Origin of the sequence: Burkholderia sp. SRS-25, assembly GCF_004343765.1 — a bacterium.
In the GTDB taxonomy this organism is placed as follows: Bacteria; Pseudomonadota; Gammaproteobacteria; order Burkholderiales; family Burkholderiaceae; genus Burkholderia; species Burkholderia contaminans.
This window is the reverse complement of the sequence record NZ_PTXM01000015.1, coordinates 252,904-277,013: the sequence shown is the minus strand read 5'-3', so window position 1 is coordinate 277,013 and position 24,110 is coordinate 252,904. Positions and strand designations below refer to the sequence as shown.

General features: G+C 62.6%; 21 protein-coding genes, 1 pseudogene and 1 riboswitch. Of the genes and pseudogenes, 16 read left to right on the top strand and 6 right to left on the bottom strand.

Annotated features, from left to right (window positions below; genetic code table 11):
• Positions 1-75: 75 nt before the first annotated feature.
• Positions 76-747: an NIPSNAP family protein gene (locus C5O79_RS21995; RefSeq protein WP_240687922.1), complete on the top strand. Its 672-nt coding sequence runs from the start codon at positions 76-78 to the stop codon at positions 745-747.
• A gap of 255 nt (positions 748-1,002) precedes the next feature.
• On the opposite strand, the gene C5O79_RS21990 is transcribed toward C5O79_RS21995, so the two are convergent.
• The 6 genes from C5O79_RS21990 to C5O79_RS21965 all read right to left on the bottom strand — a co-directional run bounded on the left by C5O79_RS21990 (position 1,003) and on the right by C5O79_RS21965 (position 9,652).
• Positions 1,003-1,335, bottom strand: a complete 333-nt coding sequence (locus C5O79_RS21990) for a TrfB-related DNA-binding protein (RefSeq protein WP_172625574.1) — start codon at positions 1,333-1,335, stop codon at positions 1,003-1,005.
• The gene (locus tag C5O79_RS21985; RefSeq protein WP_124471866.1) at positions 1,336-1,593 is read right to left on the bottom strand and encodes a PAAR domain-containing protein; all 258 of its coding nucleotides are present in this window, start codon (positions 1,591-1,593) and stop codon (positions 1,336-1,338) included.
• Between the two features lie 80 nt (positions 1,594-1,673).
• Entirely contained in the window at positions 1,674-3,017 is a 1,344-nt protein-coding gene (locus C5O79_RS21980) for a virulence factor (protein ID WP_131931737.1), read from the bottom strand.
• A gap of 65 nt (positions 3,018-3,082) precedes the next feature.
• Complete coding sequence (locus C5O79_RS21975) at positions 3,083-4,555, bottom strand: virulence factor (protein WP_240687921.1); 1,473 nt, start codon at positions 4,553-4,555, stop codon at positions 3,083-3,085.
• Positions 4,552-6,792, bottom strand: coding sequence for a hypothetical protein (locus C5O79_RS21970; RefSeq protein ID WP_131931755.1), 2,241 nt, complete (start codon positions 6,790-6,792; stop codon positions 4,552-4,554). Before C5O79_RS21970 ends, C5O79_RS21975 begins: the two co-directional genes overlap by 4 nt.
• A gap of 91 nt (positions 6,793-6,883) precedes the next feature.
• Positions 6,884-9,652, bottom strand: coding sequence for a type VI secretion system Vgr family protein (locus C5O79_RS21965; RefSeq protein WP_122474781.1), 2,769 nt, complete (start codon positions 9,650-9,652; stop codon positions 6,884-6,886).
• A gap of 842 nt (positions 9,653-10,494) precedes the next feature.
• Between C5O79_RS21965 and C5O79_RS21960 the strand changes: the two genes are divergently transcribed.
• The 15 genes and pseudogenes from C5O79_RS21960 (at position 10,495) to C5O79_RS21895 (ending at position 24,085) form a co-directional block, all read left to right on the top strand.
• The gene (locus C5O79_RS21960) at positions 10,495-11,748 is read left to right on the top strand and encodes an MFS transporter (RefSeq protein ID WP_131931735.1); all 1,254 of its coding nucleotides are present in this window, start codon (positions 10,495-10,497) and stop codon (positions 11,746-11,748) included.
• Between the two features lie 133 nt (positions 11,749-11,881).
• Complete coding sequence (locus C5O79_RS21955; protein ID WP_131931753.1) at positions 11,882-12,811, top strand: LysR family transcriptional regulator; 930 nt, start codon at positions 11,882-11,884, stop codon at positions 12,809-12,811.
• 115 nt (positions 12,812-12,926) lie between these two features.
• Positions 12,927-13,421 carry a hydroxyquinol 1,2-dioxygenase gene (locus tag C5O79_RS21950; protein WP_122474783.1) on the top strand — a complete coding sequence of 165 codons (495 nt, stop codon included), beginning with the start codon at positions 12,927-12,929 and terminating at the stop codon, positions 13,419-13,421.
• Positions 13,422-13,459: 38 nt separating this feature from the next.
• The gene (locus C5O79_RS21945; RefSeq protein WP_046549159.1) at positions 13,460-14,479 is read left to right on the top strand and encodes a hydroxyquinol 1,2-dioxygenase; all 1,020 of its coding nucleotides are present in this window, start codon (positions 13,460-13,462) and stop codon (positions 14,477-14,479) included.
• A 51-nt stretch (positions 14,480-14,530) separates the two neighbouring features.
• Positions 14,531-15,997, top strand: a complete 1,467-nt coding sequence (locus tag C5O79_RS21940; protein ID WP_131931733.1) for an aldehyde dehydrogenase family protein — start codon at positions 14,531-14,533, stop codon at positions 15,995-15,997.
• Between the two features lie 8 nt (positions 15,998-16,005).
• Complete coding sequence (locus C5O79_RS21935; protein ID WP_131931731.1) at positions 16,006-17,073, top strand: maleylacetate reductase; 1,068 nt, start codon at positions 16,006-16,008, stop codon at positions 17,071-17,073.
• Positions 17,074-17,101: 28 nt separating this feature from the next.
• Positions 17,102-17,230, top strand: a pseudogene (locus tag C5O79_RS38205) (6-chlorohydroxyquinol-1,2-dioxygenase); the annotation flags it as partial.
• A gap of 20 nt (positions 17,231-17,250) precedes the next feature.
• Complete coding sequence (locus tag C5O79_RS21930) at positions 17,251-17,562, top strand: YciI family protein (protein WP_046549162.1); 312 nt, start codon at positions 17,251-17,253, stop codon at positions 17,560-17,562.
• Positions 17,563-17,565: 3 nt separating this feature from the next.
• On the top strand, positions 17,566-17,901 hold the full coding sequence (locus C5O79_RS21925; protein WP_047851885.1) for a Rieske 2Fe-2S domain-containing protein: 336 nt from the start codon (positions 17,566-17,568) through the stop codon (positions 17,899-17,901).
• A 197-nt stretch (positions 17,902-18,098) separates the two neighbouring features.
• On the top strand, positions 18,099-19,187 hold the full coding sequence (locus C5O79_RS21920; RefSeq protein ID WP_131931729.1) for a porin: 1,089 nt from the start codon (positions 18,099-18,101) through the stop codon (positions 19,185-19,187).
• Between the two features lie 183 nt (positions 19,188-19,370).
• Positions 19,371-20,186: a MipA/OmpV family protein gene (locus C5O79_RS21915; RefSeq protein WP_131931727.1), complete on the top strand. Its 816-nt coding sequence runs from the start codon at positions 19,371-19,373 to the stop codon at positions 20,184-20,186.
• Positions 20,187-20,194: 8 nt separating this feature from the next.
• Entirely contained in the window at positions 20,195-20,869 is a 675-nt protein-coding gene (locus tag C5O79_RS21910; protein ID WP_131931725.1) for a response regulator transcription factor, read from the top strand.
• Between the two features lie 54 nt (positions 20,870-20,923).
• The gene (locus tag C5O79_RS21905) at positions 20,924-22,276 is read left to right on the top strand and encodes an ATP-binding protein (protein ID WP_131931723.1); all 1,353 of its coding nucleotides are present in this window, start codon (positions 20,924-20,926) and stop codon (positions 22,274-22,276) included.
• Between the two features lie 152 nt (positions 22,277-22,428).
• A riboswitch (SAM-I-IV-variant riboswitch) is annotated at positions 22,429-22,532 on the top strand.
• Positions 22,533-22,574: 42 nt separating this feature from the next.
• Positions 22,575-22,907 carry a hypothetical protein gene (locus C5O79_RS38200; protein ID WP_163009006.1) on the top strand — a complete coding sequence of 111 codons (333 nt, stop codon included), beginning with the start codon at positions 22,575-22,577 and terminating at the stop codon, positions 22,905-22,907.
• A gap of 296 nt (positions 22,908-23,203) precedes the next feature.
• Positions 23,204-24,085: an NmrA family NAD(P)-binding protein gene (locus tag C5O79_RS21895; protein WP_122474789.1), complete on the top strand. Its 882-nt coding sequence runs from the start codon at positions 23,204-23,206 to the stop codon at positions 24,083-24,085.
• Positions 24,086-24,110 lie beyond the last annotated feature (25 nt).

Here is a 24,110-nt window from a genome sequence, read left to right as displayed (position 1 = left end):
CCAAAGTTGGCTGGTGATTCAGCTTGATATGGAATAACGTTTTATAGGAATGCGGATTGGGGGAATTTATTTTTCATGGGCGGGCGGGTGCGACGTGCGTGTCCGCCGCCCATTTTGCGAGGGATGATCGACATGCAGTATGAACTGACAACGCTGTCGTGTTTGCTGCTGGAGCAGGATGCCGTTTCCGCCGGTGCGCATCGGTGGGTATCGGATCCGGGGGCCGCGGGGCGTCTCCTCGGCGCGTGGCGTTCGGAAATCGGCGAGCTGGGGCAGATCGTCGTGTTGCGAGGCTTCGACGATGCCGACGAACTGCGGCAGGAGCGCCGTCGCGCGTTGATGAGCGGCGGGCCGTTCAATATCGACGGTGACCGTGTGGGTCTCAGCATGGAAACCTACGAACTCTTTCCGTTCCTGCCCGAGATCGAGCCGTCGAAACTCGGCAGGTTCTACGAATTTCGCCGCTACTGGCTCAAACCGGCCGGGATCGCGCCGACGATCGCCGCGTGGGAGCAGGCCGTCGGCCTGGCCGAAGCCTATACGTCGCATCTCGTCGCGAACCTGTACGCGATCGATGGGCCGCCTCGCATTGCCCATATCTGGGGATTCTCGAGCCTGGAGGAGCGCATGGCATTGCGCGCGCGCCACTATGCCGAAGGGCTATGGCCGCCCAAGGGCGGACCGCAGCAGATCGAGCGGGCCACGTCGACGATTTGCCTGCCGGAGGCGTGGTCGCCGCTGTGCTGAACTTTCAATGAATTGCCGATGAGGCCGCCCCGCCTCGTGCTGTCGAGGGCAGCACGAGGCGAAGGCTGGTGCCGGATATTCTCCGCCAGTCTGAGGGATGGAATGCCGGCCGGCCTGAGGGCCGAATTACGGCGTCGGCACGCCGGCACGCAACGCGATCGTCGCGTACCGGGCCGCATCCGGAATGATCGAAAACTTCATGTGACGTAAAAACCGTTATGAAGTGGGTTCGAGAAGTTCCGGGGCGGGAATCGATCAGGTTGCCGTATCTTGTTCATTCTGATTCGCCAATCGATATGCATCCCGCACCCATGCCTGGAGTGCGGGCTCATATCTGGCCGGGATCGTGATCGTGAGGGTGGTGAGGCGCGTGCAGTTTGCCGGTAGATCCAGATACCGCTGCCACGCCTTCCGTACAAGCTGCGACATCGCGGAACCCGTCATGCCGACTTCCGCCGCCACAGCCCGCTGCGATCGGCCCTTGACGAAAATCTCGTGCAGGGCCCACTGGTTCAAGGGCTTGATTCGTGTATTTTGCATGCGCAACAGACGGAACTGTTCGGCAGTCATGCGTCGGGTCTTTTGCATTCAAACTCGCCCGGAAGTGTGAAGTGAAGAAATCAAGGTCGCGCCGCATGAAGTCTTGTGACCATCGAAGGCAGCGTCTCGACCTTCGACCTTGAATGCCGTGTCGCCTTCTGCAATCGTGCACGTACCGTGAATCGGACACGAACACACGTCGCCGATGCGAGCGACCGAGCGCCCCATCACCTTGCTCGTTCCGGCTCCGGATTCGACCCGGCCGCCGTGGGTATGGGCGTCGCCTACCCGGATAATTCCTCGCATATGACTCATTCCCCGAATGATTGGCGTGGTGCTCGCGTTCGCATGCGACGTGCGGTCGCGTTGGTTTGTGTCGGTTTGCATCACCATGAGTAACCCTGCATGCCGTAATCGGTATCGTGCCGGCGCCCCCACCACGGCAGGTAGGCGTTGTTTCCGCCGCGTGCGCGGAACCAGTCCTTGTCGGGATCGATCGGTGTGAGCTTCGACGGTGGCATGACGACAACCGCGACGGGACGCTCGGGATCGGTCGTGCCGGCGACGAGTGCGTTGCCGCCGAAGTGATTGATCCGGCCGATGGCGAGCGCGACGTCAGTCAATGCGCTGCCGGTTCCCATGTCGCCGAGCAGGGCGGCTGTGTTGAATGTCTGCTTGCGGTGGTCGTATTCGGGAAGGGTTTCGGTCAAGGTCTGCGCGAGGGCGGCAAGACGTGCCGACGATGCGTCATTGCCTTTACCGGCGTCGTGGACGATGTAGTTGATGTCGGGCGCCGCGATGCCGGCATTGCGCGCCGCTTGGTCGATGGTCGCCTTCCACGCCTGCACAGAGCGCGTCGTGCCGACTTTCTGCGGAAAATCGAGCGTGTTGCCGGTTGCGGCTTTGCCGATCCACGCGAGCGGTTCACGCTCGGTGTTGAAGGTTGGGCCGGCGAGGAACAGTACGACAAGGTTCTCGTTGATCTGTGCATCCGTGGGCGGGAAGTTGGGTGCGTCCCAGTTCACTACCCAGACGCTCTTGTCGGGGTTCGCCTGCAAGTAGTCCAGTGCGTTGTTCAGCGATGTGAAGCCGGCGTTCGCGCCGCCTTGCGTGATTTGTACGTCGGGAGGCGTGTCGCGGCTCCACAAAGTCTTCGGTGACGGTGGACCGATCTCGAAGTATTCGACAATCTCGTTGGTCAGGATGGCTTTGGCATACCCCGGTTCGAGCCTGACGGGTATGGCGAGTTCGACGTGAACTCCGGCGAGTTCGCGCCAGTTTTTTGAATTGCTAGGATTAACTGTGTAGAAGTACTTTGCGTTTGTCGCGTAACGCTTACGCATCAACCCAAGCGCTTCATTGATGTACTTGTGATAGAAACCTTTAAACGTCTCTTTCCCTTCATTGCCATATGCAACACCTGCTACTGATTGCAGCGTTGTGAACGACTTCGGATCGGTTCGTACCATGTCATCGTTCTTGTTCGGTGCGGCGAGTCCTTGGGTCCACAACAATTGCCATTGAGTCGAGTAGTCTTTACGCTCCAATGGATTTAACCAGATTAGCCCAACTACCTGTGCGACAAACGGCTTCACCGCTTCCTCCACAGAGGATCCCGGATGCGTTGCGGGTTCCGTCTCCGGTGCCGCATGCGCCGACCGTACCGTGGCCGTCGGGAACAGAAACGCCACAAGTGCAACCAAACTAAGTACAACTACAAATCGTTTCATCCCATCTCCTGCTGCTCGATACAACAGCTACGTTCACATGTAACGCGCTGCCGTGCCGGTGTGCATCACCATGAATAGCCTTGCATGCCGTAATTTGTATCGTGCCGGCGCCCCCACCACGGCAGGTAGGCGTTGTTTCCGCCGCGTGCGCGGAACCAGTCCTTGTCGGGATCGATCGGTGTGAGCTTCGACGGTGGCATGACGACAACCGCGACGGGATGCTCGGGATCGGTCGTGCCGGCGACGAGTGCGTTGCCGCCGAAATGATTGATCCGGCCGATGGCGAGTGCAACGTCGGTCAATGCGCTTCCGGTTCCCATGTCGCCGAGTAGTGCAGCCGTGTTGAACGTCTGCTTCTGGTGGTCGTATTCCGGAAGCGTTTCCGTCAACGTCTGTGCGAGCGCGGCAACGCGGGACGACGCGGTGTCGCTGCCTGCACCTGCGTCGTGGACGATGTACTTGAGGTCTGGAACCGCGACGCCGGCATTGCGTGCCGCCTGGTCGATGGTTGCCTTCCATGCCTGCACGGCGCGAGTCGTGCCGATCTTCGGTGAAAACTCTTTCGTGTTGCCCATTGCGGCTTTGCCGATCCAGGCGAGCGGTTCGCGTTGCGTGTTGAAGTTCGGGCCGGCGAGGAACAGCACGACGAGGTTCTCGTTGATCTGCGCGTCTGTGGGCGGGAATTTCGGCGCGTCCCAGTTGATCGCCCATACGGTCTTGTCCGGGTTCGCCTGCAAATAGTCCAGTGCCTTGTTCAGCGATGTAAAGCCTGCGTTCGAACCGCCTTGGGTGATTTGCACATTCGGAGGCGTGTCGCGGCTCCAAAGCGTCTTAGGTGACGGCGGCCCGATTTCGAAGAAATTCATCATCCGATCGACCACGCGTGACTTGGCAAAGGCCGGATCAAGTCGGGGTGGAATGGCAACTTCGACGTGTATACCAGCGAGCTCACGCCAGTCCTGCTGGCTTTGGGATGCTACATTGTAGAAGTACTTCGCGTTACTAAAATATCTGGTACGCACCAGCAAGATGAACTTGTCCACGTACTTGGCGTAGAAGCCCTTGATCGTCTCCTTGCCGTCGTTGCCGTATGCGATCCCCGCTACAGACTGCAAGGTAGTAAAGGATTTCGCATCGGTGCGAACCATATCGTCGGTCTTGTTTGGCGCGGCCAGTCCCTGTGTCCACAATAATTGCCATTGGGTGGGGTAGTCCATACGTTGCAAGGGATTCAACCACATCAGGCCAACAACCTGCGCGACGAACGGCTTTGCCGGCTCATCGGCGGTTAGCGTGGCATGCTCCCGGACAGGCGTGGCCCGTGCTGGACGCATTAGGACGGTGGTGAACAGAAACACCATGAGTGCAGCCAAGCCGGGCACGACAACGAATCGCTTCATCCAATCTCCTATTTCCAAATGGGCCGGGTCAGGTTGTTCTACGTGCGTCATCAGCGAGGCCATGAGCACGGTTGCGATCAACCATGTCGAAACGGCGACGGCGACACGTCGCGGCCATGTAGCGATCAGCATCTTCATACGGCACCCCCGACCTTCAAATAAAGCTGACCTTCACGCTCATCCACGATCGCGCTCGGCATCTTGCCTTCGCTTTTATCTGCATGTATCCATTCTTGAAGAGGCGTTCTATAGAGAGTGCCCGATGCAAAGTAGTCGGCATACGTCTTGTTCGGAATATCTAGAGGAATCCCGTCCCCCATCCGCCAATCCGCCTCAATCCGCAAGTCATAGAGTTGCTCGGGCGTCAAATAGCAAACCCCAATCGCCACATCGTACGAAAGCGCCTTTTCCGCATGCTCCGGATTTGTCATCGTCGTGGAATGATTCGTCGGGCTGTTGGTCGAACCACGATCGAGCCAGTCGACAATCTGCTTGTCGCGCCACTCCTTGTAGCCCTCCGGCATTTCGCTCTTGCCGTCCTCGCCGATCACGTGGCAATCACCATCGAGCCATTCCGTATTCAGCGTTCGCCGCGCCTCCATCCGCATCAACGCGCGGTCCTCATAACGCTGTCCGGCTTCGCTTTCCGCCGTACCTTGCGCGACGCTATCGTCGTTCTTCGCGTTGTACTGGTCGTACGGATCGTCCGCGCGCTTGTCTGCCTCGCTCTTGCTTGCGTCGCGCCATGCGGCCGGCGGATCATTGCCTTCGTTGAAGTCGCTTGTCGCATTGCCGTCCTTCGTTTCGATGGGCTTGCCGAACCGCCACGCCTTCGGTGGGAACGGTTCGTCGAGTGTCGGAGCGTCCGCCACCACCGTCCAACCCTCCGGCGGATTGGCGTTCACGCGGAACATATTCAATGCCGAGCTGATCTGGGTCACGAAAAACATGATCGGCGCGGATGCAAGCGTGGCCGCCACCCCGAACACGGACTCGTTTCCCTTGAGTGCACCGATGAGATTGAATTTGGCAGGCGGTGAAGGCGGATACCAGAATCCCGACGTCGCTCCCTTCTGTACATACCGCCAGTCATCTTCCCGATACCGATATTGCTCCTGCACGCCGACGTGGAAGCCGGAGGCAAAGACGCGCTGCGTCAGCACGCCGGGGACACCGATATCGTTCAGCTCGTGCTTGTCGATGCCGCGCCAGCCGATGCCTTGAACCGTGATCGCAGAAATCACCTGATCGTGCGGACAGCAATACGCGGTGACGCGACCATACGTCGATCCGTTCAGGCCGTGGCGTACCCGATCGTCTTGTGCGGCATAAGACTTGTTGCTGGTCGGCGATACCCGTTCGTTCGCCATGTCTTCATCGATCTTGTCTGCGGAAAGTTCATAGGCCTTCCGAGTGCCGATGATCGACAGAAACTTGCCGAACGTTTTCGTGCGCGCGGCGTAGGTCTGCCGTCCACGACGGCCATCGCCGTCCTTGGTCGCGCGTTGCGACCACGTATCCATGAACGTATCGGATGGATTCGGACCATCTGCACGCGCAAGGCTATACGGCGCATTCGCCAGCACGTAGGCGTCTGCCACGCAATGCCCGCTACGCCCCCACGGATCTTCGACATCGGGTAGCGCATCGCCGAAGAACGCCGCCGTCAGGCCCACGATGTTGCCCTGGCTATGGCACACGACAGTAATCGGTACGTTGGCCTGCATGCGGCGGATCGACTCGATCAACTTCGCAAGGCGCAACGCCGCGAGCACGCCATACGCGCGGGGCGGCGCGCGATACAGCGGCCGATTGGTCGGATTGATGCCCTGCACGGTTATCCACCCGGCCGCCCGGTCGTCGAGGCCGCCTTGCCAGAGATCGGGCAGGCTCGCACAGCCGTTCGTGAACGGACCGCCGCCCCAATAGTCCTTCTCGTTCAGGAAAATCTTGTCGCCGTATTCCTTGAGTTCCTCGGCTGTCGCCCGATAGCCCCACCGGAAATGAATGACCGGCGAAAACGACGGATCGGGCTTGATGTAGTCGCCGGCCCAGAGCTTGGGATTCAGAAATCCGTCCGGCGTCACGCTTTCCGTGTACTTCGCGGGTACCAGTTGCCCGGCATCGATGCCGCGATACTTGAGTTGATCGTCCAGCCGCCCGAGCCGGCGATTCAGGCCATCGCACAATCCTTGCTCGGCGGCCTCGAACCATTCGCCTTCGGAGTTCACCCCATGCACGAAGATCACGATACCGGGCAACGGAAGTTGCTTGATGCAGATCAGCCGAGTGCCTTTCGTCCACATCGAGACGCCGTCGCTCCGGCCGACGATGATCTGAGGTGGCTCCGGGCGCGGCGCAGCCGCGTCGGGCATATCTGACTTCGCGGCGTGCTCGTCGATGCGGGCGTCCTCTTCCGGCCGAGGATCGAGAGATGAATCAATCATCCGGACTCCTGCGCTTGCGTTAAACATTCTTCTTGGTGAACTGCACCGCCAGCCTCTCGAACCGGTCGGTATCGACCTCAGGCAGTTCCCCGGCCATGTCGGTCGTCAAATCCGATAGCGTTCCCGATGTCTTTCGAACCTGTCCTTCGAACCCCGGTGCCGCGTTGCCGTCCGTTGGGCGGACCAGCTTCGGCACGCGGCCGAGCGTACGTTGATCGAATGTCGGCAAGTCGACGCTCATGCTTGCGGGGCCATCCCATGCATGACCGTTCGATTTCACGGTGAACTTGCCGGGGCATCCCAGTTCGATATCGCCGCCATGCAGCTTGAGATACGCGCCGCCGGACGTGACGAATACGACTTCGTCGCTTGCCGTGCCGGCAAGCTTGCCGTCGGCGGCAGTCAACCGGATGTTTTTGCCGGACTCGATCTGCGTGTCGTCGTTCTGCGATTGAATGGCCACTTCCCCCTGATTCGCGATGACCGATACGCCGTTGCTGTGCGCGAACATCGCGACGCCATGCCCGGCATGCAGATTGATCCGCTCGCCGCTCGTGATCTGCATGTGTTGTTGCGCAATCTGATCGATGTTCTCGCCCGCATACATGACGTGCGTTTTCGGCGTGACGTTCAGCGACCCCGCTTGCGCGCCGAACGCCATGAACGCGGATGCGTCACCCGTGGCACGGGATTCCGAACCGCCGGGTTTCCAGTGGCGGAATGCGCTGACGAGGTTGTCCTGGCCGCCGGTGTCGGCGGATTGCCCGCCATGCTGGCCGGCGTAATCGCCGAGCGACTCGAACAACGCCGTGCACTGGTCGAGCAGGTGAATCAGCTCGTCGCGATCGAGCTGACCACCGGTCGCGTGCGACCGCGCATAGGTCGTCAACAGCATGCCCTGGGCGGCGCGCAACGCCGCAGCGGCGTCGGTGCGCAGTTCCGCGCCTTCACCCCGGTCGCTCCCGTGTCCATCGTTACGGGGCTGCGTCAGATAGCCGAGATTCAGTTGGGAGTGCGCATGTTCGCTCGCCAACTGCGCCGAAATTTGCGACGGCGTATCGTCCAGGCGAAGCTGGTTGTACCGGTGGCCCTTGATTTCCTTGGTCTTGATCCCGGACAGGTAACGGTTGCCGGGTAGCGAACCGGTATCGCTGAAGGTCGCGGGCGGGTTCGCGCCGTTGCTCAAAATCCCGATGATCACCAGACGGTCCGGATCGCCCGACAGGCTGCCCAGCAAAACCTCCATGCCGACCCGAGGCAGGAAAAGCGCGCCGAAGTGTTTCCCCGCCAGGCTTGCGCCGACGCGAATCGGCGCACTGTCGCCGGCCAGGCCGGTCGTTCCGGCGCCTTGCGCGTGGGCGTGATCGACCGGGTCGTAGCCGTGAATCTGCACGCGCACGCGGCCGGCCTCATCGCAAAACACTTCCTCGCCTTGTGTGCCGACGATCGTGCCGGTGAGCAGGTGGACCGGCGGCACATCGATTCGCGGATCGTAGGAAGGCGTGAGCGGCACGCCGCGTCGCACGCAGGTGAAACTGTTCTCATAGCGCGTGTCCGTTCGATCCGATGCATCGGCCGGCGCCGGTGGAACGACTTGAGTCAGGTGACGGCTTGCCGTGAACAGCCCGTTCACGCGACCTGCCAGGATCTTCGGCAGGTTGTTCCAGATATCGTGCCGAACCGACGTGACGACAAACTGACGATGATCGGCGGGCTTCATATCCAGCTCGGGGTCGCCGGTCAACGTGAACCAGTGACCGACCGGCATGTCGCGCACGCTGCTGATGCCTTCATGGCGTACGGCTTCGAACTGATGCGCGAGCATCCGGTCGTGCGTGATGCGATCGTGATCGCTCCACGAATCGCCGACGTGCGGAATGTCGATCGCCACGTCGGTCAGCAGGTGCGCAAGGTCGTTCCCCGACTCGCCCTGGTCGATGCCGGTGACGGTCGTGGATTCGTCTACACGGGCTTTCTTGTAGTCCCACGACGGACGGCTGACTTTGCCGGACGACAGGCTTTGGCAGTATGCAAAGAGCGTCACCGTGTCGCGTTGTTCGACGCCGGCATCGCGTGGATGGATACGGAGGGTGCCGGCCGGCGCTTCCGCCAGGCGATAGGGATCATCGCAAAACTGGAGTGTGTGGACCGGGCGTTCGTCGGGCATGCCGCTCGCCCCGCCGATCGGTCCCGCCTTCGCAAATACCGTGATGCCTTCCCGACGCAACAGGCGCCGGATGAAGCGCGCGTCGGACTCGTTCACCTGCCGTGTCAATTCGCGCACCGGATAGCGTTCGGCCCGCAATGCCGACAGGTCGAAATCGAATGCCTGCGCGAGTGCGGGGCTGCGATGTTTCCACTCATTCATCAGCGTCGCCAGAATGTCGATCACGCTGCACGATCGGAACATGCGGGCGTTCGTGCGGCGGTCCATCAGCGACAGGGCGTCGCACACGTGCAACTGGTACACGGTCAGTTCACCGTCGGATTGACCGGCTCGCACGTCGTGCACGATCGCATTGATCGCTCGTATGCCACCCCGATCGGTCGTCAGCCGGACCGACACGGGCAGACCGAGAAACAGCGCGGGCGATAGATGCGCGTGGGTGGACACGCAGGTCAGTTGCCCGTCGATTCCCGATATCAATCCTTCGCGAATATCGGCGTGATGGAGCGCCAGCAGATGACCGACCGTGCGTTGCGCGAGTCCGAAATGGAGATCGACAGGCCGCTCGTTACCGCTAATCCGACCGTACACGAAATTCCGAAATGTACTTTCTATCGACATCACCGCAATCTGGATATTTTCGCCAAAATTCCGAATGGTCGGAATTGGGGATTTGAGTGAACAAAAATAAGATTCTGGAAAATTCGCGGTGAAGAATATCAAACTTGTTTGGCGTGTTAAATGATTTGATATTTTGAGATGGGTTTTTAATTGGTCGGATACTTTATTTAACTTTCTATGTGGGGAGTGTGGAATTTGTGTTTTGTAATGGGTGTAAATGCTATGGATAAGAATATGGTGGTGTATCGAGGTGAGGTGGTTTGTGTTTTGTCGATATAAATTGAATTTAAAAAAGAAGAATGAGACTCATCTCATGTCTGAACGAACTGCGGTGCAGTGTGATGCAGGAAAGGGTTGTGACCAGGATTGCGCTGGTGCTCGTCCGGTGCATCTTGGTTTGCCCCCGTTTTTTTCGCCTCCCGCTACCCGGCGGGCGGCTTCTTCTTGCGTGGTTCGCGAAGGGTTTGCCTGATCGTATGCATGCGTGACGTGAATGGCGCCGTGCGTGGATGCCCCGATGTCCATGAGGGAATTCCCCGTGACGCATGAGCGAGCGCCACGTCGACGCCGCGCCCGTTCGCTTCGCGCTTTGCCGCCGCCCCTTCCCGCCCACCGCCCGCGATTATTTGCGTTTCGCGAATGGCGCGTTCGCCGGTTGTTCCATACCCGATTGGCGGCCGTGCACCTATCGTGGTGACGTCGGCTGATTGAACGCAACGCGTCGAACCCGAACGCCAGCCGGCACTTCCTCGCGATTCGCGTCGCACACAAAAACCATCGGACCTGGCTCATGCGCAGGCGCTGCGGCGCGCGCAGGCGAATCTGCGTCCACGGAGACGGACATGAAAGCAAACGAGTGGGATACCTCATACGAGTGGAAGGCGGTCACGCTGCTGGCGCTCGGCTTCGGGCTGGTCGGCCTCGATCGCTGGCTGATCGCGCCGCTGTTCCCTTCGATCATGAAGGACCTCAACCTGACCGCGCAGGACGTCGGCAACTGCATCGGCGTGCTCGGCCTGTCGTGGGGCATCTTCGCGGCGCTGATGGGCGGCATCTCCGACAAGATCGGCCGCCGGAAGGTGCTGATTCCGGCCATCATCGCGTTCTCGCTGCTGTCGGGCTTCTCGGGGCTCGCGGGCGGCCTGCTCGGCCTGATGGCGATTCGCGGCCTGATGGGCGTGGCCGAAGGCTCGTTCTGCCCGACGAGCTTCGCCGCGACGGCCGACGCATCGCATCCGCGGCGGCGCGGGCTGAATCTCGGCCTGCAACAAAGCGGTTTCGCGCTGTTCGGGCTCGCGCTGTCGCCGATCATCGCGACGCAGCTGCTCGGCTTGGTATCGTGGCGCTGGGTCTTTGCGCTCGTCGCCGTGCCCGGCCTGATCCTCGGCGCGATCATGTTCTTCGTCATCCGTGAGCCGAAGGTCGCGAAGGCCGTCGCGTCGGAGCATGCGCCGGCGTCGCTCGGCCACGTGCTCAAGAGCCGCAACATCCTCGTGGCGATGGCCGCCTTGTGCTGTGCAATGACGGGCGTATTCGTGCTCGGCGCGCTGCTGCCGCTGTACCTGACCGACTACCTGGCGCTCGGCACGCAGAAGATGGGCCTCGTCGTGTCGGCGATCGGTTTCGGCGGTTTTCTCGGGCAGTTCGGGTTGCCGGGCCTGTCGGACCTGGTCGGCCGCCGCCTCGCGAGCATCGTCGGCTTCGCGGGAACGGCCGTGATGCTCTACCTCTTCCGCGGCCTCGGCCCGCAGCCGCTCGCACTGTTCGGGGTGCTGTTCGTTGCGTCGTTCTTCACGCTCGGGCTGGTGTCGCTGCTGTCCGGCCCGGTGGCGACGGAGGCTGCGCCCGTCGGGCTCGTGTCGACGTCGATCGGCGTGGTGGTCGGTGTCGGCGAGATCTTCGGCGGCGGCATCGCGCCGGCGATGGGCGGTTATGTCGCCGCACACTTTGGCATCCAGAACATCCTGTGGCTGCCGATGTGCGCGGTCATGCTGGGCATCGTGGTCAGCCTGCTGCTGAAGGAAACCGCGCCGGCCGTGCTGCAGCGTCGCGTGGCCGTGCAACCGGAACTCGCGGCGGGCGAGCAATCGCGGTAAGGGCCGCGCATGCGGGGGCCGGCGTCATCGGCGATTGACATCGATTGGGTGACAGAGTGACGCTTCCTGCATGACACAGCCCGTCATCCGCACGGGTAGACTGCCGGTTTCGCTGTCGAAAAAAGGGCGCGGTATGGACCGGTTCCTGAGCATCGAGGCATTCGTCAGGGTGGCGGAGGCGAGCAGCTTCGCCGAGGCGGCGCGGCAGCTCGGCGTGACCAGCTCGGTCGTGACGAACCGCATCCAGCAGCTCGAGAAGTTCGTCAACGCGCCGCTGTTCCATCGCAGCACGCGCCACGTGCGCCTGTCCGAAGTGGGCGAGGCGTTCTATCGCGAGTGCGCGGAGGTGGTGGGGCGCGTCAACGAGCTGACGGACCAGATGCGCGAGCTGCGAGCGACGCCGACCGGCCGGCTGCGCATCCAGATGCTGCCCGGTTTCGCGCTCGATCACTTCGGTGCGCCGCTGATGGAATTCAACCGGCGCTACCCGGGCATCCAGCTCGACGTCATCGTCAATGACCGTGTCGTGGACCCTGTCGAAGAAGGGTTCGACATCGCGTTCCAGATCTTTCCGCCGATCTCCGAGTCGCTGATCGAACGGCGGCTGTTCATCGTCAGGCGCCTCTTCTGCGCGTCGCCCGCGTACCTCGACGCGCATGGTGCGCCACAACATCCGCACGACTTGCTGCAGCACACCACCGCGCTTTATTCGGGCTATCCGTCGCGCAACCGCTGGACGATGACGCGCGGCGACGAAGTCGTCGAAATGGAGCTGCCGGGCATGATCCGCTCGAACTCCGTGCACCTGCTGCGCGAGTACGCGCTGTCGGGTGGAGGCGTCGTGTGCCTGCCGACGCTGGTGGCGAGCGAGGCGCTCGTCGCCGGCCGGCTGGTGCCCATCCTGACCGATTTCCAGCTCGCGCCGCTGAGCTTTGCCGCGGTCTATCCCGCAACGCAGCGACAGGCGCTGAAAGTGAAGGCGCTGGTCGAATTCCTCGCGGAAACCATCGGCGACGAATCGCCGTGGGATCGTCCACTCCTGGAGCGCGGCTGGGTGCGTTGAACCGCGCGGATTATTCGCGAAACGCAAATGCCGTAGTCGCCGTCCCGTGCCTTGTTGCGGTGGGTCCTTGCCCCTAGAGTGGAATCCAACAAGCGGTTCAACTCAGGAGACAGAAATGACCGACACGGCATTCCATACCGTCTTTGGCTCGCTCGACCATTACCGGAAAGGCGAGATCGAAATCACGAGCGGCAGCGCTCAACACTACGCGTTCTCGAATGTCTTCGAGGTCGCATCGAAATCGGCCCCTTACGAAAAGGTCGTCGCCGGCAAGAACCTCGAATACGTGATCGAAGTGCTGCGGACCGACGGCCAGTCGCCGTGGTTCGCCTGCTCGCACGACGAGTTCGTGATCCAGATGGATGGCGAAGTCCGGGTCGAATTCATCAAGCTCGATACGCCGCCGCAAGCGGGTCGCGGCACCGTCAGCGCCGGCACGCAACCGGCCGGCCGCAAGATGGGCTACGTCGTACTGCGCCAAGGCCATCAGGCGCTGCTGCCGGCCGGCTGTGCATACCGCTTCACCGCCAGCCGGCCGGGCGTCGCACTCGTGCAGACCGTCCTGGGCGAGCTGTCCGTGGAGAAGTGGGCCGACATCTGCCTGCACTGATTCGTCCGACCTCATTCGACACTTCCAGGAGACACGTCATGGCCACGCTCGACACCCTCGACACTTCCGCAGGCTTCGCCGCCGATCTGGTGCAAGCCACCGAAGCCGATGCCGTTACCGGCTACCGCCGCTTCCGGCTCGGCGCATTCGAATTCCAGCGCGACGAATATTTCGTGAAGATCAGCTGGCCCGCGAAAGGCCAGACCCGCACGCACGCGATGCCGGCGGACGCGTTCCTGCGCGCGATGATGCGCGACGTGGCGTGGGGTTTCTTCTACGGCTGGGTGAACTTCGACCACGTATTCGGCACGCGCAATCACTACGGCAAGGTGGACATGTACGCGGGCACCTTCAACGGCATCCTGAAGGATGCCGGCGTGGACTACACCGAGACCTTCGAAACGCCCACGATCATGGCGACCTTCAAGGCGATGCTGCACGACTGGACGAACGAAGGCTTCGATCCGTTCGCGGCGCCCGAGGAAACCGGCACGGCGTTCGGGCGCAAGCACGGCGAGAACGGTTCGGCGATCGAGCGTACGCGGATCGCGACGCGCCGCATGCCGGGCCTCGAAGGCGATTCGCCGCTGCGCGACGACCTGCCGGTCAACCGCGCGTTCCTCGACGTCGCGCAGGACGAACCGGAGGTGCATGTCGAGCCGGGCTTCGAAGGCGAGCTGCACGCGTTCAACCTGTTCAAGTACCTGTCGCGTTCGGACGTGACGTGGAATCCGTCGGTCACGTCGGTGTGCGGGCGCAGCCTGTTCTGCCCGACCACCGAGGAATTCATCCTGCCGGTGTTCCATGGCAACGACCGCGTCGAATGGTTCCTGCAACTGTCCGACGAAATCGTGTGGGACATCGGCGACAAGAACACCGGCGCGCCGCGCGCACGCGTGACGATGCGCGCCGGCGACATCTGCGCGATGCCCGCCGACATCCGGCATCAGGGCTACTCCACGAAGCGGTCGATGCTGCTGGTCTGGGAAAACGCGACACCGAACCTGCCGCAGCGCTACGAGAGCGGCGAGCTCGCGCCGTATCCGATCGCGTTCTGAGCGGCGCGCCGGTTTCCGCTTCCGCTTCAAGCCATACACCGAGGACGATTCATGCAAACCCAACTCTTCATCGACGGACGCTTCGTCGACGCCGTCGACCGCGGCACGATCGACGTGCTGAACCCGCACGACGGTTCCGTCATCACGAAGATCGCCGCAGCCACCGCGGCGGACGTCGACCTGGCGGTCGAAGCCGCGACGCGCGCGTTCCCCAAATGGTCGGCGCTGCCGGCGGCCGAACGCGGCCGGTTGCTGCTGCGCCTGGCCGACGCGATCGAGGCCAACGCGGAGGAGCTGGCGCAACTCGAATCGCTGGACACCGGCCACCCGATCCGCGATTCGCGCGCGCTCGACGTGCCGCGCACGGCTGCGTGCTTCCGCTACTTCGGCGGCATGGCCGACAAACTGCAAGGCTCGGTGATTCCTGTCGAAACCGGCTTCCTGAACTACGTGCAGCGCGCGCCGATCGGTGTCGTCGGCCAGATCGTGCCGTGGAATTTCCCGCTGATGTTCACGAGCTGGAAGATGGGCCCGGCGCTTGCCGCCGGCAACACGGTCGTGCTCAAGCCATCTGAAATCACGCCGTTGTCGACGCTGCGCATCGTCGAGCTGATGGCCGAGGTCGGGTTCCCCGCAGGGGGCGTCAACATCGTCCCCGGCTACGGGCATACTGCCGGCCAGCGGCTCGCCGAACATCCGGGCGTCGGCAAGATCGCGTTCACGGGATCGACGGCCACCGGCCGGCGGATCGTCGAAGCGTCGCAGGGCAACCTGAAGCGCGTGCAGCTCGAACTGGGCGGCAAGGGCGCCAACATCGTGTTCGACGATGCCGATCTCGACGCGGCCATCAACGGCGCCGCGTGGGCAATCTTCCACAACCAGGGGCAGGCGTGCATCGCCGGCTCGCGTCTCGTGCTGCATGAGCGCATCGCGGATGCGTTCCTCGAACGCTTCGTGGCGCTCGCGTCGTCGATCCGCCTCGGCAACCCGCTCGACGCGAACACCGAGATGGGGCCGCTCACGTCGAAGCAGCATCTCGAGCGCGTGCTGTCGTTCGTCGACGTCGCGCGCGAGCAGGGCGGCCGCGTGCTCACCGGCGGCACCGCACCGCAGGATCCGGCGCTCGCCGACGGCTACTACGTGCGCCCGACGGTCATCGAAGCCAGGAGCGCAACCGACCGCGTCGCGCAGGAGGAAGTGTTCGGCCCGTTCGTCACGGTGCTGCGCTTCGGCAGCGACGACGAAGCGCTGGCCATTGCGAACGCAACCGAATACGGGTTGGGCAGCGGCCTCTGGACGAAGGATCTTTCCCGCGCACACAAGATGGCGTCGCAGATCAACGCGGGGATGTGCTGGATCAACTGCTACAAGCGCGTCAATCCGGGCAGCCCGTTCGGCGGTGTCGGCAAGTCGGGCTACGGCCGCGAGATGGGCTTCGAGGCGATGCACGACTACACCGAGGCGCGGTCGGTGTGGGTCAACGTCGACGGCAACGTGCCGCCGCATTTCAAGCGCTGAGGTTCGCCATGGATCGCTTCGTCTATCAGGGCACCCCTTCCCGCGTGGTGTTCGAATGGGGCGCGCTCGACCGGCTCCCGGAAGAGCTGTCGACGCTCGGCGCGCGCCGAGCACTCATCTTGTCCACGCCCGAGCAGCGGCCGCTTGCCGCGCGCGTGGAAGCGATCCTGGGCGAGCGTGCGGCCGGCATCTGCGCGCAGGCAGTGATGCACGTGCCGGTCGAGGTCGCGCACGCGGCGCGCGAGATGGCCGGCGAGCTCGGCGCGGACTGCTGCGTCGCGATCGGCGGCGGCTCGACAATCGGGCTCGGCAAGGCGATCGCGCTCGAGTCGGTGCTGCCGATCCTGGCCGTGCCGACGACTTACGCGGGTTCGGAAATGACGCCGATCTTCGGGCTCACGGAAGGCCGGCTGAAGCGTACCGGGCGCGACGCGCGCGTGCTGCCGCGCACGGTGCTCTACGACCCGTCGCTGACGTTGTCGCTGCCGCCGGACATTTCCGCGGCGTCCGGCATCAATGCGATGGCGCATGCCGTCGAGGCGCTTTATGCGGAAGACGCGAACCCGGTGATCAGCCTGATGGCGGAAGAATCGATCCGCGCGCTCGGCGAAGCGCTGCCCGTGGTCGTGCGCGATCCGGCGAACCGCGATGCCCGCAGCCGTGCGCTGTACGGCGCGTGGCTTGCCGGGACTTGCCTGGGCGCGGTCGGCATGGCGCTGCATCACAAGCTGTGCCACACGCTCGGCGGCACCTTCAACCTGCCGCACGCGCAGACCCATGCAGCGATGCTGCCGCATACCGCGCACTACAACCACGCTGCCGCGCCCGATGCGCTGCGCCGCGTGGCGCGCGCGCTGGGCGGGAGCGACGCGGCCGAAGCGGGCCCGCTGCTGTTCGCGCTGAACGCACGGCTCGGCATCGCGCCGGCGCTGGCCGACCTCGGGATGCCGGAGGCCGGCCTCGATGAAGCGGCCGACCTCGCATGCCGCAACCCGTATGTGAATCCTCGGCCGATCGAACGCGAGGCCATTCGCGCGCTGCTTCAGCATGCATGGGAAGGGCGCGCGCCGCAATGAGTGGCCGGATGCGCCAACGGAGACAACCATGAGCCTTGACCACCATGACGGTGACGCCACGCCGGCCGAGCCGGTCGTCGCCAGCTTCGACGGCATGCCGAGCCCGCGCTTGCGTGCGCCGATGCAGCGCGTCGTGCGGCATCTTCATGCGTTCGTCCTCGATCGGAGCTGACCGCCATGGCAAGATTTTTTGCGGTGTTTGCGACGGATCAGCCGGGTATGCGCGACGTGCGCGATCGCGTGCGGCCGATTCACCGGACTTACCTGCGTTCGGCCGACCAGCACGGCGTGGTGGTGCGGCTCGGCGGCCCGACGCTGGACCCGCACGGCGACGCGATGAACGGCACGCTGCTCGTCGTCGAGGCGGACGACATTCAGGCGGTGATGCAGTTCATCGGCAACGATCCGTATGTGAAGGAAGGATTGTTCTCGCACGTGGAAGTGCGTCCGTGGGACTGGAGCCTCGGCAACCCCGAGCAGCGGGTGTGAATCATGGAAGCACGACAACTCTGCCGGTTTTCCGATGTGCCCGACGGCGGCGCGCGGGTCGTCGATGAGGCATGTATCGGACGTCCCGTGATCGTCGTGAGACGGGGCGAGACCGTGTGGGCTTATGTGAATCGTTGCCCGCACTTCTCGGTGCCGCTCGATTTCGTGCCGGGCAGCGTTTCCTGCTACCGGTCGCAGGTATTGATGTGCGCCCATCACAGCGCGCTGTTCCGGTTCGACGACGGCGTGTGTATCGACGGGCCTTGCTCGGGCTCGGCGCTGGAGGTTGTGGCGGTCGAGGTGGATGCCGCCGCGTGGGTCGTCTATCGAGGCGCTTGATTCTGGCGCTTTGATGAAGGGCGAGCAGGGCCGTTCAATGCGACAGCTATCGTGTCATTTGATCAGTAAAGCTAATCATGTTTCAGGTGTCCGGCAATCGATGCCTGAATGATGGCGATTCCTTGTGCAGCACCGAGCGAGCACCTGCCACGTAGCAGGTGGCGGTCTCGCATTTTCATAAAAAAGACGGGGACGCAATGAAACTCAGGTTTGGAGCAGTGGCGATTCTCGCCGTGGCGCAGGGCGCATGGGCGCAGAGCAGCGTGACGATGTTCGGGCTGATCGACGCTGGCGTTTCTTATGTCAGCAACGAGGGTGGCGGAAAGAACGTCAAGTTCGACGACGGCATATTCGCGCCCAACCTCTTCGGCTTTCGCGGCACGGAAGATCTCGGTGGCGGATATCGCGCAATTTTCGCGCTCGTGAACCAGTTCTCGATGGCGAACGGCGCGATCATCGGCACGGGGATTTTCGGGCGCAACGCGTATGTCGGCCTCGAAAGCAACCGGTTCGGCAGCATCACGCTGGGCAATCAATACGACTTCATGGTGGATTCGCTGTTTTCGAAGAACAACGCGATTTCACGGGATATCTCGGGGCTGTACGGCTTTCGCAATGGCCCGTTTCAACGTCTCGCGCTTCCAGGCAATCCGACCGGTGCATTCGATTGGGACCGTACGGCGGGCAGCAAACCGATCGCGAATTCCGTCAAGTACAGTTCGCCGACGGTGTCGGGTTTTTCCGGCGGCGCGATGTATGCGTTCGGCGGGGTGGCCGGGTCGGTCGGCGCGGACAATGCGGTGAGCGCCGGGCTGAACTATGAAGCGGGGCCGTTCGGTATCGGAGCGGCCTACACGAACGAGAAATACGGCCCCGCGCCAGGCGTGCCGTCCACCAGCGTGCGCAACTGGGGTGTCGGGATGCACTACGACTTCGGTGTCGTCACGGCGAATGCGCTGATGACCACCGTGCGCAATTCATTCAACGACGCCGGCGTGTGGATGGCCGAAGCGGGCGGGTTGTGGCACGTCAGGCCGGATGTCGTGCTGGGCGCGAAGTACATGTACATGAAGGGCAATGAAGCGGTGAACAACAATCACGCGCACCAGGTCACCGTGGCGCTTCAGTACCTGTTCTCGAAGCGGACGATGGTGTATGTGTCGGCGGACTACCAGCGCGCGAACAACGGTGCGAACGCGCAGGTCAATGGCGTGCTGGATCCGAACGGGGCATCGAGTTCCGCGAGCCAGACGGTGGCGCGGGTGGGGTTGCATACGGTGTTTTGACGGGGCGTGACGCCCGTTCCTCAAGCGCGCAGGGCGGCCGATGCTCGCCCTGCGTCGATATTCCCCGTCACCGATATGCGCCGCAGGGTTGGCAGCGCGGCGATATTTTCCTGGTAAGTGAGCGGTAAGTCGACTGGTCCTACAGTAGCCCCCGTTTCGATCGTCGACTCCAGGAAAATGATTGTGAAAAGAGCCTTCCGCCGCGAACGTCCGTTACTGCTGCTTGCCGCTTCATTCGCATTTGCGTCTGCTTCCGCCTGGGCGGACGAGGGCATGATCCCGCCCGATGCCGATAATTCGGGGCTGACCATCCTCAACAACGCGACCAATGTGACGCATTGGGGATTGGGTGCCGGCGTCGGCTTCGCGCCGTCGACCTACAAGGGCGACAGCACCCGCGTGCTGCCGTTTCCGCTGGTCTATTTCGACAACAAATGGGTACAGGTCATCGGTACCACCGCCGATCTGAAAATCGGGAGCTGGAGTGGCGTCAGTGTCGCGCTTCGCGGCCAGTTCTCGCTTTTCGACGGATACAAGGGTTCGGATGCCCCGATCCTGAACGGCATGGAAAATCGCAAGGGCGCACTCTGGTACGGACCTGCACTGTCATGGGGCACCGGGTTCGGTACGTTGTCCGGCACCTTCCTGTTCGGCGGAAACAAGGGCGAGCGCGCGAAAATCGGCTTCGAGAAGGCATTCGCATTCGGCCAGTTCTCGATCACGCCGCATGTCGGCGCGGAATGGCTGAGCGACAAATACGTCGACTACTATTACGGCGTGCGACCATCGGAGGCGCGTGCGGGACGTGCCGCCTACAGCGCCGGTTCGACGGTGAACGTGTCGGCCGGCACGCGTATCGACTATCGGCCGACGAAGCAGCAGACGATATTTCTGGACGTCGGCGTGTCGCGTCTCGGCGACGCCATCACCGACAGTCCGATCGTCGGAAGACGGTTCGTTCCCGAAGCAAGAGTGGGCTACATGTACAGGTTCAAGTGAGAGCGGCGATGCCGAGAGTTGCGATTGTCGAGGATCATGAGCGCCTTGCCGACATGTTGAGCCAGGCGCTGGCCGCAGCGGGAATCGAATCCGACCGGTTCGGCAATGTCCGTGAAGCTGCCTATGGTGTCGACCGGGCAGACTACGCACTGCTGATCATCGACCGCGGATTGCCCGACGGCGATGGCCTGGCGTTCTTGCGGACGCTGCGCGCGGCGGGGCGCATGATGCCTTGCCTGATGCTGACCGCACGCGATGCGTTGCATGACCGCATCGACGGACTCGAAAGCGGGGCCGACGACTATGTGACCAAGCCGTTCGAAATGAGCGAACTCGTTGCCCGTGTACGCACGCTGATGCGGCGCCCGGCGCTGCTGACGACGCTCGTCGCATCGTTCGCGGATGTGACGGTCGACCCGCCACAGCGCGCGATGTGCTGTGGCGACCGGACGATACCGCTTGCGCCGGCCGAGTTGCAGGTCATGCTGTGCCTGATGGAAGCCGCGGGCCGGACGGTACGGCATTCGATACTCGAGCATGCCGCGTGGGGGCTCGGGGAAGCGGTCACGCCGAACGCGCTCAAGGTGACCGTGCATCGCTTGCGCAAGAAGCTGGCGGCGATCGGCGCAACGATGCGGCTGACCAATATTCGCGGTGCCGGTTTCGCGCTGCGGGACGCATGACGCTTCGTCGCGTCTTGCTCGTTTCCGCTTCAGCTTCAGGGTAAGAAAGCGACCATGTTCCATCATTGGATTCGACGCCTGTCGACGCGTCTTTGGATGACCAACGTCGTTGCGTTCGCCATCAGCCTGGCGCTGCTGTCTGCGCTCGCCGTGTATGCCCTCGATCGCTATCCGGAGTTCCTGGGGCGGCGACAGCAGATGGAGATCGTCCGTCACGTCGTGACCGGATTGAACTTCGACGACGCCGGGCGTCCGGTATCCGTGCAATTGGGCGGGCGCCCGGCGCTGATGTTCCGGCTCTTGTCGACCGAGGTGAAGTATCGCGTGCTCGATTCGACGGGGCGGTTGTGGCTGGCGTCGACGCCTTCGAACGGGGGCCGGCCGTGGCTGACGGAAGACCTCGCGAAGGCGGCTGGCAAGGTGGTGTCCGCCACGATCGATGGCAACGTATACGCCGTCGCCACACGACGCATGTCGAAAGGAGGCGTCGATTATTACGTGCAGGTTGCGCAAAGCAGGCAGCTGATGGACGCGCTTGTGGTGTCGAAGATCGAGCCGATCCCGAAGACCGTCGGCTATGTGCTGCTCATCGCGACCGTCATCTTCGGGCTGACGCTTCCACTGACGATCAGCCACGTGTTGAAGCCGTTGCGGGAGGTATCGCGTGCCGCGAGCGGAATCGAGCCGCGCAACCTGACGACGCGACTGTCGTCGGACGGGATTCCGAGCGAGATCAAGCCGCTGATCGATGCGTTCAACGATGCGTTGACGCGACTCGAGAATGGCTTTGCCGTTCAGCAGCGGTTTCTGGCCGACGCCGCGCATGAGTTGCAGACACCGCTCACGCTGGTCAGAGGCCAGATCGAGCTGCAGCCCGACATCCGGCACAAGGCGCTTCTGCTTCGCGAGATCGACCTGATGGCTCGGCAGGTCAAGCAGTTGCTGCACCTGGCTGAAGTCAGCGAAGCGCAAAACTTCAGCTTCGACGACGTGAACAGTGCCGAAGTCGCACGGGACGCCGTGGGCTTGCTGGCCGGCAAGGCCGATGCGAAGCAGGTGAAGCTCCATATCGAAGCGCGCGACTCCGCGTCACCCATCCGGGCCGATGGCGGGGCGCTCTTCATCCTGCTCAAGAACATTCTCGAGAACGCGATCAACGCATCGCCCGCGGCCGGCGTGGTCGTGCTGACCGTACTCGATACGGCGATTCATGTCGACGACGAGGGGCCGGGCATTCAGCGGGAGCATGTCCCGCTGCTCTTCGACCGGTATTGGCGCGCGCCGGATTCACGGTATGACGGTGCCGGCCTCGGGCTGGCAATCTGCAAGGAGATTGCCGTGGCCCATCAGTGGAAATTGACGGTTGATGTGCTGGCCACGGGGACACGATTCAGCGTGTGGTTTTAGTCCGAGCGGTTGTCGTGCCGGGCCGGGGTGCCACCGGACAAGGGCCGGGCCGAAGCTTCCGCCCGGTCGAAGGGGGGCTTTCCCCGGGGGCCCTTGTTCGACGTTTGTTTTTCGGTATAATGAATTCACGTTCGGAATGTCGAACGTAAGGAATCAAGCATCCAGAGTCGGATTCTCCGACGCCAACCTGCCCTCCCGGGCAAGGTGGACGCCTCCAAGGCGATGCGGCCGATTTACGGCAACGAAACGGGAGCAGCATGGCTGGCACCGGTTCGATAACCACTCATCCGGAGCAACCATGCGTCAAGCTACCTCTGCCTCCTGTCCGACAGTCTGTGAAGACTGGTCACACTTCCTTCCCGGTTTCACGCTGACGCATACGGTTCATCTCGTGTCGCGACGGAATCCGGGCATCGTCTCGACCGCGGCTGCCGTGCTCGAAGGTGAAACCGCCACGGTCGATCGTTGGGCCATCACCCGCTGCGGTGACGTTCTCGAGCAAAAGATCGTTCTGGGGGAAATGACGGAAGGGCAAGCGGTTCGACTGCGCGAACGACTGGCTGCGCTCGAGGGCGTACTGCGCACGAGGGTGGAGCATCACTTCGTGCGGGGCGGGTCGGCCGCCTCCTGAAATTCACCCGGGAACGACCGTCAGACGATGGATTCTCGTCGTCGCCGTATCGGCCGAAGCGGGCGGGCGACGATCCCCCCTTGTCAAAGATAGGACCAGATCAAACCGGCAGCGCCAGATCGGCTGACTCCGTTCGGCCATTTCAAGCTGTGCGCTCGTATCCCCAATGCCGCCGGCTGAATCGCGCCTGGCGTTCCTCCGCATGCACGCAACCAGAAAAACTTGACAATGAGAGCACATGCTCCTATCTTTGCCTTAAGGGAGCATATGCTCTCACTTTCGAACGGAGCGAAGCGATGAACGAAGCCGAGATTCTTGTGAGTGGTGCCACCGGACGGACCGGAGGTTTTGCCATTGACGAACTGCTGAAGATGGGCAAACGCGTGCGGGCCTATGTGCGCACGGATGACGACCGGGCGGCCGCGCTGAGGCGGCGCGGTGTCGATATCGCGGTGGGGGACTTCACCGACATCGACGCAATCCGCGCAGCGATGGAAGGCATCCGGTCAGCCTATTTCCTTCATCCGATCGCGCCGGGAATCATCGGGGCAGCGGCCTATTTCGCGCAGGCCGCAAAGGAAGCGGGCGTCTCTGCGATCGTCAACATGTCGCAGATTTCCGCACGCCGGGAATCGGCGAGCCACGCAGCACAGGATCATTGGGTATCCGAACGGGTCTTTGATTGGTCGGGTGTCGCGACGACGCATTTGCGCCCCACCTTCTTCGCCGACTGGCTCGTCTATCCGCATTTTGCAAAGGAAATCCGGGCCACGGGGAAGATCGAATTTCCGTTCGGCAACGGCCGTCACGCGCCGATCGCCTCAGACGATCAGGGGCGCGTCATCGCGCATCTCCTCGCCAACCCCGCAGGCCACGAGGGCAAGATCTACACGCTCCACGGCCCCGTCGAGATGAACCACGTCGAGATCGCAGCCGCGATGAGCGAGGTTCTCGGCACCCGGATCGAATATGCGCCGACTTCCATCGAGGCATTCCGAATCAAGATGGAAACCCTTTACAAGTTTCCGCCGTTCCTCACGCAGCATCTGGTCGAAGTCGCGCAGAACTACCGCGACGGCATTTTCTCGGGCACCAACGATGTCGTCGAGACAATCACCGGCACGCCGCCGCTGTCCGTCCAGGCGTTCGTCGCCAGGAATCGGTCCGCATTCGCGTGAACCCATTCTTAGAACGAAGCGAGGT

Bases quoted from the DNA above. Each gene is read 5' to 3' on its own strand.
- C5O79_RS21990 (WP_172625574.1), bottom strand. From the start codon at position 1,335: ATGCAAAAGACCCGACGCATGACTGCCGAACAGTTCCGTCTGTTGCGC.
- C5O79_RS21985 (WP_124471866.1), bottom strand. From the start codon at position 1,593: ATGCGAGGAATTATCCGGGTAGGCGACGCCCATACCCACGGCGGCCGG.
- C5O79_RS38200 (WP_163009006.1), top strand. From the start codon at position 22,575: ATGCGTCAAGCTACCTCTGCCTCCTGTCCGACAGTCTGTGAAGACTGG.
- C5O79_RS21940 (WP_131931733.1), top strand. From the start codon at position 14,531: ATGCAAACCCAACTCTTCATCGACGGACGCTTCGTCGACGCCGTCGAC.
- C5O79_RS21975 (WP_240687921.1), bottom strand. From the start codon at position 4,555: ATGAAGATGCTGATCGCTACATGGCCGCGACGTGTCGCCGTCGCCGTT.
- C5O79_RS21980 (WP_131931737.1), bottom strand. From the start codon at position 3,017: ATGAAACGATTTGTAGTTGTACTTAGTTTGGTTGCACTTGTGGCGTTT.
- C5O79_RS21945 (WP_046549159.1), top strand. From the start codon at position 13,460: ATGGCCACGCTCGACACCCTCGACACTTCCGCAGGCTTCGCCGCCGAT.
- C5O79_RS21970 (WP_131931755.1), bottom strand. From the start codon at position 6,792: ATGCCCGACGCGGCTGCGCCGCGCCCGGAGCCACCTCAGATCATCGTC.
- C5O79_RS21910 (WP_131931725.1), top strand. From the start codon at position 20,195: ATGCCGAGAGTTGCGATTGTCGAGGATCATGAGCGCCTTGCCGACATG.
- C5O79_RS21895 (WP_122474789.1), top strand. From the start codon at position 23,204: ATGAACGAAGCCGAGATTCTTGTGAGTGGTGCCACCGGACGGACCGGA.
- C5O79_RS21995 (WP_240687922.1), top strand. From the start codon at position 76: ATGGGCGGGCGGGTGCGACGTGCGTGTCCGCCGCCCATTTTGCGAGGG.
- C5O79_RS21920 (WP_131931729.1), top strand. From the start codon at position 18,099: ATGAAACTCAGGTTTGGAGCAGTGGCGATTCTCGCCGTGGCGCAGGGC.
- C5O79_RS21955 (WP_131931753.1), top strand. From the start codon at position 11,882: ATGGACCGGTTCCTGAGCATCGAGGCATTCGTCAGGGTGGCGGAGGCG.
- C5O79_RS21965 (WP_122474781.1), bottom strand. From the start codon at position 9,652: ATGTCGATAGAAAGTACATTTCGGAATTTCGTGTACGGTCGGATTAGC.
- C5O79_RS21905 (WP_131931723.1), top strand. From the start codon at position 20,924: ATGTTCCATCATTGGATTCGACGCCTGTCGACGCGTCTTTGGATGACC.
- C5O79_RS21935 (WP_131931731.1), top strand. From the start codon at position 16,006: ATGGATCGCTTCGTCTATCAGGGCACCCCTTCCCGCGTGGTGTTCGAA.
- C5O79_RS21960 (WP_131931735.1), top strand. From the start codon at position 10,495: ATGAAAGCAAACGAGTGGGATACCTCATACGAGTGGAAGGCGGTCACG.
- C5O79_RS21950 (WP_122474783.1), top strand. From the start codon at position 12,927: ATGACCGACACGGCATTCCATACCGTCTTTGGCTCGCTCGACCATTAC.
- C5O79_RS21930 (WP_046549162.1), top strand. From the start codon at position 17,251: ATGGCAAGATTTTTTGCGGTGTTTGCGACGGATCAGCCGGGTATGCGC.
- C5O79_RS21925 (WP_047851885.1), top strand. From the start codon at position 17,566: ATGGAAGCACGACAACTCTGCCGGTTTTCCGATGTGCCCGACGGCGGC.